Origin of the sequence: Methyloceanibacter sp. (assembly GCF_049590335.1) — a bacterium.
Classification (GTDB): Bacteria; Pseudomonadota; Alphaproteobacteria; order Rhizobiales; family Methyloligellaceae; genus Methyloceanibacter.
Genome location: NZ_JBAWCQ010000066.1, coordinates 1 through 13,254 on the forward strand (window position 1 = coordinate 1; position 13,254 = coordinate 13,254).

Sequence of the window (13,254 nt, forward strand, 5' to 3'; positions counted from 1 at the left end):
AGGAACCTGACGCTGTCGCCATCGGGGAAGCGCGAAACGATTTTCGCCAGACCGTCCACGTGCCCCGTGACGATATGACCCCCCAGTTCCTCGCCAAGAGCTAGGGCGCGTTCCAGGTTCATTTTGCGCCCCGGTTCCCAGGTGCCAATGGTTGTATGGCTGAGGGTTTCGTTCGATACGTCGACTGTGACGAACGAACCGTTACCCTTGGTTTTCTGGATCTCGGTGAGTGTGAGGCAGCAGCCGTCGAAGGCGATGGACGCTCCGAGTTCCATGCTCTTGCGCTTGTAAGGTGTCTGGATAACGAAACTGGAGCCATTGCGCGCGACAAGCGTGCCTAGGCGGCTGACAATGCCCGTGAACATGATCTCATCCTGCGCCACCACGTCATCTGGTCGGGGCCGAAGAAACGCGTGGCAATAGACGTGAAATGGCCATTAGCCGCATAGTGATCAAGCCCGGCGCCGCCGAACGGGATCAACCCTTCATCACCCACGGGATTGCGTCCTTGATAGACGATAAACTCGTCGACGAGTTCAGCATCGAGAAAGGCCTGCGCGACCGACGGTCCGCCTTCGATGAGGACCCGGGTAATCCCACGATGAGCGAGCGTCTCCAACGCGTCATGTGGATCGATCATGCCGAGATCATCCACGGGTACGGGAACGATTTCGGCACCGTTGTCATGAAGAAGATCGGCATTGGGTTGCTCTTCGCCGGACGCGCAAAGCAGCCAGACGGGCACCATCAGGTCCTCAAACAGGGTAGCGCTGGGCGGAGTGCGCAGCCGTCGGTCCAAGACAATGCGGACCGGAGAGCGGCACGACATGCCTGGGAGCCGGCAGGTGAGGGAGGGATTGTCCGCGACGACAGTGCCACGCCCGACCAGAATCGCGTCGTTCATGGCACGCAGGAGATGGCCGTGGGTGCGGGCTTGGGGGCCCGTGATCCAAACCGGCTGACCGTCGCCTTGCGGGATGCGTCCATCGGATCCCACGGCAAGCTTCAGCGTGACCGCCGGACGGCCTTCGGTAACCCGCATGAGATGACCTAAGGTCACCGATGCCGCCTCTGCCGCGCCGACCCCCTCTGTGACTTCGATTCCTGCGTGTTTCAGTTTCTCGATCCCGCGCCCCGCCGTGCGCGGATCAGGGTCACGAATTCCGATCACGACGCGCGCGGCCGCTGCCGCGATGATCACATTGGCACAAGGGGCACCGCGCCCGCCCTCATGGGCACAGGGCTCCAAGGTAATGTAGAGCGTGCTGCCGTGCGCGCGCTGCCCTGCCCGCTCCAAAGCGATCGCTTCGGCATGTGGGCGACCGCCAGGCGCGGTCCAGCCCCGCCCTACGATCTCGCCGGAAGGCGCAACCACAATGGCGCCAACAGCCGGGTTGGGCCAGGTGAGGCCAAGGCCGCGCCGAGCGATCCGGACCGCCTGGGACATGTGATGCGCATCGCGCGTGTTCATGGATGGGCGCCTTGCTTAGTCGTCGAGCGCGGACGTTTCATCCGCATCGAGATCGCCTTCCTCGCCTTCGGTGCCTGCAAACTCACCGAGCAACGCCTCGAAATCCTTGGCCTCGCGGAAATTTTTGTAGACCGAGGCGAAGCGAACATAGGCCACGTCATCCAACCCTTTGAGCGCTTCCATGACCAAATGACCGATGGTCTCCGAATGGATATCGCTTTCGCCCATGTTCTCGAGCCTGCGGACGATGCCGCTGACCATGCGTTCGGTGCGTTCCGGATCGACAGGCCGCTTGCGCAGCGCAATCTGTACGGAGCGCATGAGCTTGTCGCGATCGAAGGGAATGCGGCGTCCGCTACGCTTGATGACCGTCAGTTCACGGAGCTGAACGCGTTCGAACGTGGTAAAGCGGCCGCCGCAATCCGCGCAGACGCGACGGCGCCTTATCGTTGTGTGGTCCTCGCTCGGTCGCGAGTCCTTAACCTGAGTGTTGGTGCTGCCGCAATAAGGGCACCGCATGGGCGACCGCCCTCCTCTTCGTCAACACCAAGCCGTAAGGCGCCTAGACCGAGTAAATCGGGAAGCGGCTACAGAGCTCGATGGCCTGCTGCTTCACCTTCTCCTCGGTGGCGTTGTTGCCCTCTTCGCTATTGGCGACGAGCCCATCAAGCACTTCGAGGATCATACTGCCGACCGACTGGAACTCAGCGACACCGAAACCGCGCGTGGTGCCCGCGGGCGAGCCCAAACGAATGCCGGACGTGACCATGGGTTTTTCCGGGTCGAACGGCACACCGTTCTTGTTGCAGGTGATGAAGGCCCGGCCGAGTGCTTCCTCGGCGGCCTTACCCGTGAGCTTCTTGGGGCGCATGTCCACAAGGATCAGATGCGTGTCCGTGCCGCCGGAGACGAGCGCGAGACCGCCGTCCACCAGGGTTTCACCAAGCGCCCGGCAATTATCCACGACCTGCTGAACGTAGGTCTTAAACGACGGCTGCAGGGCCTCGCCAAAGGCCACGGCCTTACCGGCGACCACATGCATCAGCGGGCCGCCTTGGAGACCGGGGAACACGGCCGAATTGATCTTCTTGCCGATGTCGAGATTGTTGGAAACCACGAGCCCCGAACGCGGACCGCGCAGGGTCTTATGCGTCGTCGTGGTGCAGATGTCGGCGTATGGCAGCGGGCTCGGATGGAGGCCAGTGGCGACCAGACCGGCAAAGTGCGCCATATCGACATGGAGGTAAGCCCCAACCGCGTCCGCGATTTCGCGGAAGCGCTTGAAGTCGATCTGGCGCGGATAGGCCGAACCGCCCGCGATGATCAGTTTCGGCTTGTGCTCATTCGCCAGACGCTCGACCTCGTCGTAATCGATCAAGTTGGTGTCCTTGGTCACGCCGTACTGTACCGCGTTGAACCACTTACCCGACTCGTTCGGCGGCGCGCCGTGAGTCAGGTGACCGCCGGCGGCAAGGCTCATACCCAGGATTGTGTCGCCAGGCTTGATCAGTGCGAGCATAACCGACTGGTTCGCCTGCGAGCCCGAATGCGGCTGGACGTTGGCGTATTCGCAATTGAACAGCTGCTTGGCGCGATTGATGGCGAGGGTCTCGACCTCATCCACATATTGGCAGCCGCCGTAATAGCGGCGACCCGGGTAGCCTTCGGCGTATTTGTTGGTCAGGAGCGTTCCGACGGCGTCCAGCACGGCCTGGGAGACGATATTCTCCGACGCGATCAGCTCAATCTCGTCTTGCTGACGTTGGCCTTCGCGCTCAATCGCGCCCCAAACTGCCGGATCGGTATCTTTTAAATGCTTACTGAAAAAATCACTGGCCGTCATCTGCAACTGCTCCTCAAGCTCAACTCGTCTTGGGCCTTGGGTTACCGCTGCTGAAACGGTCTCAGACATACGGCCTCAGGCTGATTTGGCTGGCTCTACCACATGTCGCGAGGCTACGCTAGCGACACCCTAAAGGTAGAACCGGCTTACTCGGAATAATCTGCGAGGAAAGAAAAATACTGGTTTCCAGCTAATTAGCCAGTGAAATGCGGACTTCGAGTCAACGCGTGGCGAGGAGCTCGGCGGCCCCGGTTCCGATTACGTAGAAGCCTGCGGAGATCACCACGGCGGCGAAGAGCGTCGACAGCTCCCGTCGACGGTCCCCGAGCCGTTTGTTGGCCCAGGCCCCGGCAAGCGTGCCGAAAATTCCGCCGGCGATAACCAGCGCGGTGATGCGCCAATCGACAAGGCCCGATGCCGCGAAGCTCAAGACGGTGGCGACCCCAAAAGCTGTGACCGCAAACAGCGATGTCCCGATGGCGTTTTGCAAGCGCATCCCCGTGGCTAGGATCAGCCCCGGAACGATGAGGAATCCGCCGCCGATTCCGAAAAAGCCGGACAGGAGCCCCACCCGACGCCGGCCGCGTCGAAAACGAGACCGCACGGCCAACTTCACCGTGCCGAGCCGCGCGTGGCTCTCAAGGCCCCAGTCGGCGTTGACCGCGACCGCGACGACCGATGAGCCGATGGCCACATGCGTCGACGGTACGCCCACGAGGTAACCGAGAAGCGGCACGGCCAAGACGGATCCGCCCCTGCCGACGAGCCCGAGCGTTGCCCCGACCAGCGCGCCCGACCCCAACAGGAGGACGACTGGTACAAGCCCGAACGGCATGATCATCAGGCTCCGGCCGGACTGCGGTTCCAGGGCATGACGGCGAGAAGCTTGGCCATGCCGCATATCCCGGTAGCGCCGCCGAAGACAAGACCCAGGCCGATAAAGCCGGAAAAAGCGTAGAAGACCGGTGAGACAAACGCACCCAGCAGAACGAAGAGAAGGACAAGACTGCCGGCGCCAATCATCACCTGGCGATGAATCTCGATCGGCTGGCCGGTGTCGGTGAAGACCGGAAACCCGGCGTTTTTCCAGGCATCGAGACCGCCCTCGAGGATATAGGCCTCGCACGGAGCGGCTGCGCGCAAGCGCCCGGCGTTCTGCGCCGTTCGCAGGCCCGAGCGGCAATGATAGATGATCGGCGACGCCACGCCTGAGAGCTCGCTCAGGTTGGTGAGCGGATCATGATGAGAGCCTGGAATCTGCTCGCGGGCGCGCTCGTCCGCACCGCGAATGTCAATCAGCGTGCCGCCCTGATCGATGAGACGTTTGGCGTCTTTCGGGCTGATAGTAGGAAGGCTCATACCGGGACTCCTGATCCTCTTCGGCGTTTAATCGTCGGGGCAATAGAGCTTCTGGAGATAGCCCAGCAAAAGCTTCGTACGCGGTTCGGCAATGCGGTACCAAATCGTCTGAGCGTCCCGGCGGAATTCGACGAGCCCCTCGTCCCGCATCTTGGCCAGATGCTGGGAGGTCGCCGACTGCGACAACCCGGCTGCTTCCGACAGGCCACTCACGCTCGCCTCGCCCCACTCGGCTAACTTGCACAAGATCATCAAGCGGCGCTCATTTGCGAGCGTGCGCAGAATGTTTGCCACCAGCGACGCATTGGCTTCGAATGTCGCGAAATCCTTTGGGGCGCCTGTCATGGTTCCAAATTGCCTTAATATTAGATTTTGCTAATTTAGTGATTTCTAATGTACTAGTCAACCAATGATAACCGATGATCCTTTGAGGGATCGTTCCGCGCTGGAGTCGTCCCATGCCCGGTAGTCCCGCCATTCAGGCGTTCTTCGACGAGCCCACCAACACGGTGAGCTATCTCGTCTCAGATCCGCACAAGAAGCAGGCAGCAGTGATCGACCCGGTGCTTGATTACGAGCCCAAGACAGGTAAGGCCACGACGGTCTCTGCCAACAAAATTCTCGCGGCAGCCAAGACCGACGGCCTCGACATTGTTTGGGTTCTCGAGACCCATGTTCAAGCCAATCATCTGTCCGGTGTGCCCTATATCAAGCTGAAGACCGGCGCCCCGGTCGGGATCGGCGAACACGTCCGGGAGGTTCAGAAGATCTTCCGTCCCGTTTTCAACGCGGCCGATGTCAGTGGACAGGGAGCAGAGTTCGACCGGTTTTTGTTGGAAGGCGAACGGTTCCCGCTTGGCGATCTCGAGGTCGACGTTCTGTTCGTGCCGGGGCACACGCCCGCAGATGTCGCGCACATGATTAGTGACGCCGTGTTCGTCGGCGACAAGCTGTTCATGCCTGATTACGGTACTGCGCGCGCCGACTTCCCGGGCGGCGATGCGAGGACCCTCTACCGGTCCATTCAGCATCTCCTGTCCCTGCTGCCGGAGACACGCCTGTTCATGTGTCACGATTACAAAGCGCCCGGCCGCGACGACTACGCCTGGGAGACAACCGTCGCCGAACAACATGCCCGCAATGCCCATGTCAAAGACGGGGTGAGCAAGGACGCAATCGTTGCGACGCGCGAAGCAAGGGATGCAGACCTTGCGGCGCCCCTCCTACTAATGCCGTCCATCTAGGTGAGCATGCGCGCAGGCAATCTTCCGCCTGCGGACAAAAATGGCGTCCACTATCTGAGGGTTCCAGTGAAGCTCAGCGCCTAGTAGTTCGAAGCGAAGGTTCCGCGCGTATCGAGATTATAGATGTCCGGGCGGAAATGGATCAGGCCATCGGGCGTTGCCCAGGCACTGATATAGGTGAAGTACACCCCTATCGTCTGCCTCGAGGGGACGTTCTCCTGTACACGGCTGTTCTTCATCGATTGGATGCGCCCGAGATTCCAGGACGGGTTGTTGTCGAGAACCCAAGCCGCCAGCCGGTCGACATTATGTGTGCGCACACAACCATGGCTCTCGAAACGCACGGCCTTGCCGAACAGGCTCTTCAAGGGCGTGTCGTGAATGTAGACTGCTTCCTTGTTCGGGAAGTCGATCTTGATGTAGCCGAGAGAGTTTTCCTCCCAAGGCTTCTGGCGATAACGATAGGTGTAAACCTCGTCGCTATTCCAATTGATCATGCGCGGGTCGACGATGTTCCCCTTCCGGTCGATCGCTTCCATACGATACGCCGCTAGCATGTCTTGTCCGCGACTCGCGAACTGACGCCCCTTCGGGATCAGGTCGGCTTTGACGATGCTCGTCGGCACGTTCCAATAAGGATTGAACTTCACCTGCGAGACCTTGCTGGACAATGTCGGGGTCTGGTGCTGGACCTTGCCGACGACAGCGGTGTTCCGCAGTTCGACCCGCCCGCCGCGCACAGCTTCGACCTGCGCCGCAGGGATATTGACCTGGATATAGCGGTTCGTTGTTTTACCGGCCCGCCGCTGGAGGCGCTTCAGACTGGCTTGGAGCTGGGCCAGCCGCGTGCTCGCCGGCACGTTGAGCGCGGCAACCGTCGCTTTGGAATCGACCACGCCTGTGGCCGGAAGGCCATGGCGATACTGGAAGCGCTTCACCGCCGCGACCGTCGCGTTATCGTACCGGCCTGGCTGGTAACCCGGCATCAGGTCGCCGCTGATTTGAAGCCGGCGCTGCAATGTTTGAATGTTGTTTCCCCGCCGTCCCGGCTTCATGGCCACGCCCGGTACCATGGGCCAACCGCCCTGGGCGACAATGGTACTGTACTGCTGAATGGCGGTCTTGCTCGCGGCGATGTTTCCGCGCGAGAGAGTCGGTGACCCTAGTCCCGGATTAAGGATCATCGCCACTTCGGGATCGCCGGTCGGCAATTCGGACCGCGTCACCTCGCCTTGCGGCTGCGCGTTGCGCGATCCGCCATTAAACAGGCCGCCGAACAGACCGCCCCCACCGCCTCCGCGGCCTTGAGAGGATGTCTGGCCCTGATTGTTCTTGGACTTAAACATGTTGAACGGGCCGGCGCTCAGGGGCTGGGCGCTAACGCAGACGAACGCCACCGCGAGTCCCCCGATCGTCAGGCGTGACACGTACTTCAAGACCGCGTTCAATTTAGGCATGCGCCGCTCCCGTCACCTGCGGCAATTCTGTTCGCTTTACTATAAGCGGATTGCTGCCGCAGCTCTACCCGTTTCGGGCGCCATTGAATCCAGGCCGAGCCTTACAAACCCTTAACCACCGTAAGTGGAAGCCCCGGATCGGGCGTCTGGACCCCACCAAAATGCCTCCCGGCTGGATTAGCACCCCCGAAGTCGCGCGACAAAGCGCGATCAATTTATGGGACTACCCTGATTATGGGACTACCCTGACCTAAAATTTTGGCGAATTTGGGTGTTTCTCGCGCCCAGACGCGGGCTATGCCAGAAGGATCGGAGGTCCCAGGAGGATTTGGGCCTCCCGGATGACCTCTCATGCCGCTCTTTTTGCTATAGTTGATAGCGGATCTGATCGGACCAAAAACGCTGCAGGCGGAACATGGATTTGTTCAGGCTCTCAAGATCGTCTTGAGCGACGCCGCCGACATGTTCGAGCGAACCGAGCTGACGCTCGAACAACTGGTTGACCACGTCGGAGACTTCACGCCCTTCTTCCGTGAGGCTCACACGCACCGAGCGGCGATCAGCGGTCGAACGCTGGTGATTGACGAAGCCGGCCTGAACCAGTTTCTTGAGATTGTAAGAAACGTTAGAGCCAAGATAGTAGCCGCGGCCCGTCAATTCTCCGGCAGTGACTTCATCATCACCGATATTGTAAAGCAGCAATGCTTGTATACTATTCACGTCCGTGCGGCCAATACGCTCGAACTCATCTTTAATAATATCCAGAAGCAACCGGTGAAGTTGTTCAATCAGTTTCAGTGAGCCGAGATAAGAAATCTTAAGTTTGTTTTCCTCAACAGCGCTCGCATCAGACCCCAATTTCAAAGCTACATTCATCGCCAACCCCATTTAGTTGTTTTTTATCCCCAACTTGGCGATGAGTATAGGAGCGCGCCGACTAAGATGCGCTTAATTGGAACGCTTAAAAATCGATAAAATTCTAAGCTTAATGCCTGTTGATGTTTGCGTGGACGGCGTTTGATTCCAACGATTCTTAGAAAATGTGCTCTGGCTCGTTAAGCTCGAGTTCACCGTCCACGGGAGTTTCGAACAGCCGTTCGATGCTGGAGTCGTCAACGGCCGCAACAGTTTCCGGCGCCCAATTCGGTGCCCGCCCCTTCCCGACGATCTTGGCATCGATGCCCTCTCTGAAGTCGGCCATGGTCACAATATGCGAGGCCAAGCGGAATTCCAGCGTCAGCGCCTCGGCCAGGCTCAGCGACTTGCCCCGCAGCATCTGTTGCAGCGCGATCTTGAGTGAGGTGGGCGATTTCTGCCGGAGCGTGGCGGCCGTTTGCTTGGCCCAGTCCTCAAAGGGTCCGTCCGCTTCAGCGTCGAGCCGCTCCAGGATCTCTTCGACCGTCGAGGCGGAGAAAACGCGGTTGATGGCAGGGGTCATTCTCACCAGATCGCCCTCGCCCGGATCTTGGTGCAACCCGTCCAGAAGCCGGTCGATCGGATGATTGTCGGCCAGCGCGGCCTTGATCACGCCGAAATAAGACGATGGAATGTAGTGACTTACTAAGCGTAGACGATGCGCATCGGCCGGACCTATCTCCGCTCCCGTGAGAGCGAGATAGGTGCCGACCCAACCGAAGAGGCGCGGCATAAAATAGGTTCCGCCAATGTCGGGCAGAAATCCAATCCCGACCTGGGGCATCGCGAACCGATAGCCTTCCCCCGCAACGCAATGAGTCCCCAGCAGAGAAATCCCGATCCCACCGCCGAACGCGAGCCCGTTTATCAGCGGCACGTTCGGCCGGATGAATTTCTCCAAGACCCAGACATGGGTATAAGCAGACCGATAGAATTCGCGTATTTTGTCAACGGCCCTGTCATGGTTCCATTGGTTCAGGACTTTCAAATCGCCACCGCTGCAGAACACTTTGGGATGCGTAGACTCCATCACCACGCCATAGATCTGCGATGCCGGCTCCCAGCGCCTGTAATTGGCAGTCAAAGCCTCGAACATCTGGCGCGTGAGCGCGTTCAGCCTCGCGGGCCGGTCAAGCGTGACGACGCCGGCGCGGTCATGTTCCTCGAAAGTGATCCCAAGCGGTTCGGACAAACGCGTAAGCCCCCAAGAACTATTGCAGGAACGATGGCAAGGACGGCCGCATCGCGTGCGGTGCTGGGCCGTCGGGCGCAGCTACCATCCCAAGGCGCAAACAACAAGCCGCTGACCTGCGGCATGTTCGGACGAGGGGCGCGATGACAGGACGGGGGGACGGGGTGTGGCGGCGCGCGTGTTGCTGGGGTGTGCTCTTTGCGGGCCTCAATCTTGCCGCGCCGGCCTATGAACCGGTCCTCGCCCAGCCTCACAGCCCCTTCCAAAACCAAGAGGTGACTAAACCTGAACCGCGGCCGGCACGCCGGGCAGCACCGCGCAACCCGGCACCCCCATCTGCGTCTGCCGAGGCCAAAGACGTGCCAGCAGAGGTCCCCTCCACTGCCGCAGATGCGCCAACCACGCCTGCCGAGGCTTCAGCCATACCAGCCCAGGTCCCCGCCACGACGGCAGAGGTGCCGGCCACTGAAGACAACGATGTCCCGGCGGCGGCGGAAGCCACTTTGGCGCCCCCGCCGCTGTCGAACCCGGTTCGTGACGGATCCGATCCTTCCGCCGCGAAGAACCCCAAGATCATAGCCGCGCTGGAGCAGTGCACGGAACTCCTAGACGGGCTCGACCTGGAATACCTTCATATTAAACCAATCCGAAGAGGCGCTTGCGGCACCTATGCGCCGATCAAATTGAAATCGATCGGCAAGAACCCCGCCGTCGCCGTCTCCCCGCCAGCCATCGTCAACTGCACGGTCGCTGCGACCTTGCACAAATGGTTCAAGACCTCGGTGAAACCAACCGCCGAAGCACTCGGCACCCAGGTCGTGAAGATCAAGAACGCTGCCTCTTATATGTGCCGCAACCAATATGGCCGGTCGGACACCAAGCTGAGCGAACATGCCCGCGCCAATGCCCTGGACATCAAGGCTTTCGTTCTGGCGTCCGGTCAGACGGTCCCGATCCTCGGCAACTGGCCCTATGGCTACAGGCCGAAGCGGCCGCATCTGGCGGACATGCCACCGCCCAACCCGTTGCGCGATCACTCCTCATTGCCCCCTGCCGGTAATGGGACGCCGGGGATCAAGATGCTGAACAAGATGCCGAAAGACGATCAATTCAGTTACGAGCTGGAGGAATTAAGGAAAGTTGCGACCAACCCCTTCTTCAAGCCGCTCTTTGCAGCGCCCGTAGAACTGATCGACCCGGAGGACGAGGAACCCGAGGGCCCGGTGCCCGCCGGCAACCTCAGCCGTGCCGAGGCCAAGAGCTTCCTCAAGACGATCCATGGCGATGCATGCAAGATCTTTTGGACCGTCCTTGGCCCCGAAGCGAATGCGGCCCACCGCGATCATTTTCATCTGGACATGCGCAAGCGGCGCTACGTAAGAATCTGCCAATAGCCGGCAGGCGATCTCATCGGAAAAAACCACGTTGGCTCCTGGCTCTAGCGGGACCGGTCGCTTGGATGGTAGGCTTAGGCCCCTTTGACGTCTCAGGGCCTTTGGCCGGTATTTAAGGGATTTGTATCGCGTGGCGCCATTACCCGACGACAAGACCGTCTCCATCCGGACCGAGCGTGCCAAGCGCGGCACCACGGAGACGCCAAAGGACCTGGCAGAAGGCTATCCCGCAACGCGGCTCCGTCGGAACCGGCGCGCGGACTGGTCCCGCCGCCTCGTGCGTGAAACGCAGCTCACACCGGACGACCTGATCTGGCCGATCTTCATCATCGACGGCGACAGGGCCCGGGAGGAAGTCGATGCGATGCCAGGGGTCGCACGGCTGTCAGTCGACCTTGCGGTCAGGGCCGCGGAGGACGCTGCCGAAATCGGCCTTCCCGCAATCACGCTCTTCCCCAATATGGATCCATCCTTGCGCGACGAGGCCGGGAGCCAGGCCTTCAATCCCGGCAACCTGGTCTGCCGGGCAGTGCGGGCTGTCAAAGAGGCGGTCCCGGAGATCGGCATCGTGTGCGATGTGGCGCTCGACCCCTATACCAGCCACGGTCATGACGGCCTTTTGGATGACGAAGGTAGGATCGACAATGACCGCTCGGTGGACGCGCTTGTAACGCAGGCTTTGGTCCAGGCAGATGCGGGCTGCGACGTGATTGCGCCTTCCGACATGATGGACGGCCGGGTCGGCGCGATCCGTGCGGCGCTCGAGGCCAATGGTTTCGCTGAAACCCAGATCATGAGCTACGCGGCAAAATACGCATCCGCGTTCTACGGCCCGTTCCGAGATGCGGTCGGCTCGGGCGAGCAGCTGCGCGGCGACAAGAAGACCTATCAGATGGACCCGGCCAATGGCGGCGAGGCACTGCGCGAGGTAGCGTTGGACGTGGCCGAAGGTGCGGACATGGTCATGGTCAAACCGGGCCTGCCGTATCTCGATATCGTTTGGCGCGTGAAAGAGGCCTTTGGCTTGCCGACCTTCGCCTACCAAACCTCTGGGGAGTATGCCGCACTCGTGGTAGCTGCCGAGCGTGGGTGGCTGGACCGCGAACAAGTGGTGCTGGAAACCCTGCTTTCGTTCAAACGGGCCGGTGCCGACGGCATCTTCAGCTATTTCGCTCCAGAGGTCGCACGTCTCCTGAAGGACCAGTACTAACGGTCCTTGTGCTTAGTCGGTGACCTTCATTTTGGTGAAGTGCACCGTCGCCACGTCCGTCTTATCGAAATTGTCGCCCGAGACGCCAAAGCGCCAACTACCTTTCGGCGCCTGACCTCTGAGTTCGCGCACCTTCGTGCCATTGATGTAGAAGCCGAGCTCATTGCCGTTGGCATCGACCCGCAGCGTATTGGACGCGCCGGGCGCAGTCTTGATGGCAGGGGTGTCGATGTTCGCCGCGATCGTACCGACCCAGGCGCCGTCTTGTTTGCGGGCGATCCAGTAGCGGCCATTATTGAGGACGCCGAACTGGTAATAGGTGCGGTTGTTCTCGCCCCAGAAGAGGAGCCCTACCCCTAAAACCTGCTGCGTCGCCTCGCCCGCCTCAGCCGGTTTCTTGTGCGTAGGCCAGACCGCCTCCACACAGACATCGGCGTCCTCTACCGAGAACATCACATTGAGGTTGGATTGCATATCGTCTGCGAGCAGCAAGAATGACAACGAACCGCCCCCGATCGAGACCGTCTCCTTCTGAGACCAGCCACCGCCAAGGTCCTGGAACTTATCTTCGAAAATGACGTCGCTGCCCTCACATGCCAGGCCTTGGCTGACGCTTGCGAGAAGGGTCGCAATCGCGACTGGTAAAACCGTCTTCCGCATGCGCTGCCTCCCTCGAATTTCCCGGGCCTGAGAGACGAATCTGTCGTGTCAGAATCCTAAGGCGTCCCCTTGCCGACGGCAACCGACGAGGCGCTCGGAGTGCCGCAGCCGGGCCTTAAAGTTACGAAACTGGAAGTTGCGAAACTGGCTGAGAATTCCCATGTATAGGCGGGTTATGCATCCACTTGGAGACGAAATGAAGGTCCAAACGATACGCAGCGACATGCCTTTTCCCGAGCAGGCTCACGCCTACAATCCCGTGACGGAGCCGCGGCTTTTCAGCGCCGTCATTCGCAAGCGCTGTCTCGCCTTCCTCTTCGATGCCGTCATCATTACTGCCCTCACCGTGATCGCCTTTGTGATAGTGGCCGTGCTAGGCGTACTGACGCTCGGTCTTGGCTGGCTGCTGTTCGGGCTTATCTTTCCGCTTGTTGGCCTCGGCTATAATGCGTTCACGATCGGCGGCCCCAAGTCGTCGACCATCGGTCAGCGCATGATGGGGCTCACCG

14 protein-coding genes and 1 pseudogene are annotated in these 13,254 nt (G+C 60.4%); 4 read left to right on the forward strand and 11 right to left on the reverse strand.

All coding sequences use genetic code 11. From position 1 onward, the window contains the following. From WBQ77_RS05075 to WBQ77_RS05105, 7 genes are all read right to left on the reverse strand, one after another. Window positions 1-365: riboflavin synthase (locus tag WBQ77_RS05075; RefSeq protein WP_424059205.1), on the reverse strand; the 365-nt coding region annotated here is incomplete at its 3' end. After that, window positions 338-1,471, reverse strand: coding sequence for a bifunctional diaminohydroxyphosphoribosylaminopyrimidine deaminase/5-amino-6-(5-phosphoribosylamino)uracil reductase RibD (ribD, locus tag WBQ77_RS05080; protein ID WP_424059207.1), 1,134 nt, complete (start codon window positions 1,469-1,471; stop codon window positions 338-340). The genes ribD and WBQ77_RS05075, both read right to left, overlap by 28 nt. 15 nt (window positions 1,472-1,486) lie before the next feature. Further along, window positions 1,487-1,990, reverse strand: coding sequence for a transcriptional regulator NrdR (gene nrdR / locus WBQ77_RS05085; protein ID WP_424059209.1), 504 nt, complete (start codon window positions 1,988-1,990; stop codon window positions 1,487-1,489). A 43-nt stretch (window positions 1,991-2,033) separates the two neighbouring features. Next, window positions 2,034-3,314 (reverse strand): serine hydroxymethyltransferase, encoded by a 1,281-nt coding sequence (glyA, locus tag WBQ77_RS05090; RefSeq protein WP_424044692.1) that lies wholly within the window; start codon window positions 3,312-3,314, stop codon window positions 2,034-2,036. Between the two features lie 220 nt (window positions 3,315-3,534). After that, on the reverse strand, window positions 3,535-4,149 hold the full coding sequence (locus tag WBQ77_RS05095; protein ID WP_424059219.1) for a TSUP family transporter: 615 nt from the start codon (window positions 4,147-4,149) through the stop codon (window positions 3,535-3,537). Window positions 4,150-4,154: 5 nt separating this feature from the next. Further along, entirely contained in the window at window positions 4,155-4,673 is a 519-nt protein-coding gene (locus WBQ77_RS05100; RefSeq protein WP_424059211.1) for a rhodanese family protein, read from the reverse strand. A 27-nt stretch (window positions 4,674-4,700) separates the two neighbouring features. Then, entirely contained in the window at window positions 4,701-5,018 is a 318-nt protein-coding gene (locus WBQ77_RS05105) for an ArsR/SmtB family transcription factor (RefSeq protein ID WP_424042880.1), read from the reverse strand. A gap of 113 nt (window positions 5,019-5,131) precedes the next feature. Between WBQ77_RS05105 and WBQ77_RS05110 the strand changes: the two are divergent. Continuing rightward, window positions 5,132-6,001, forward strand: a pseudogene (locus tag WBQ77_RS05110) (MBL fold metallo-hydrolase). On the opposite strand, the gene WBQ77_RS05115 reads toward WBQ77_RS05110, so the two are convergent. The 3 genes from WBQ77_RS05115 to WBQ77_RS05125 form a co-directional block, all read right to left on the reverse strand. Continuing rightward, window positions 5,998-7,374: a L,D-transpeptidase family protein gene (locus WBQ77_RS05115; protein ID WP_424059213.1), complete on the reverse strand. Its 1,377-nt coding sequence runs from the start codon at window positions 7,372-7,374 to the stop codon at window positions 5,998-6,000. The pseudogene WBQ77_RS05110 and the gene WBQ77_RS05115 sit on opposite strands and share 4 nt — an antisense overlap. A 366-nt stretch (window positions 7,375-7,740) precedes the next feature. Next, on the reverse strand, window positions 7,741-8,262 hold the full coding sequence (gene ldtR, locus WBQ77_RS05120; protein ID WP_424042878.1) for a transcriptional regulator LdtR: 522 nt from the start codon (window positions 8,260-8,262) through the stop codon (window positions 7,741-7,743). Window positions 8,263-8,407: 145 nt separating this feature from the next. After that, a complete protein-coding gene (locus WBQ77_RS05125; RefSeq protein ID WP_424042877.1) occupies window positions 8,408-9,481 on the reverse strand; it encodes an enoyl-CoA hydratase/isomerase family protein in 1,074 nt (357 codons plus the stop codon). 359 nt (window positions 9,482-9,840) lie between these two features. Here WBQ77_RS05125 and WBQ77_RS05130 point away from each other — a divergent pair, with 359 nt between their 5' ends. Together WBQ77_RS05130 and hemB are read left to right on the forward strand one after the other, a co-directional pair. Beyond that, window positions 9,841-10,875, forward strand: coding sequence for an extensin family protein (locus tag WBQ77_RS05130; RefSeq protein WP_424059215.1), 1,035 nt, complete (start codon window positions 9,841-9,843; stop codon window positions 10,873-10,875). 211 nt (window positions 10,876-11,086) lie between these two features. Further along, window positions 11,087-12,085: a porphobilinogen synthase gene (hemB, locus tag WBQ77_RS05135; RefSeq protein WP_424042881.1), complete on the forward strand. Its 999-nt coding sequence runs from the start codon at window positions 11,087-11,089 to the stop codon at window positions 12,083-12,085. 12 nt (window positions 12,086-12,097) lie between these two features. Here the strand turns inward: hemB and WBQ77_RS05140 are convergent, their stop codons facing one another. After that, a complete protein-coding gene (locus WBQ77_RS05140) occupies window positions 12,098-12,745 on the reverse strand; it encodes a hypothetical protein (RefSeq protein ID WP_424042875.1) in 648 nt (215 codons plus the stop codon). A 196-nt stretch (window positions 12,746-12,941) separates the two neighbouring features. Between WBQ77_RS05140 and WBQ77_RS05145 the strand changes: the two genes are divergently transcribed. Continuing rightward, window positions 12,942-13,254 (forward strand): RDD family protein (locus WBQ77_RS05145; RefSeq protein WP_424059217.1); only part of this gene is annotated, 313 nt, incomplete at its 3' end.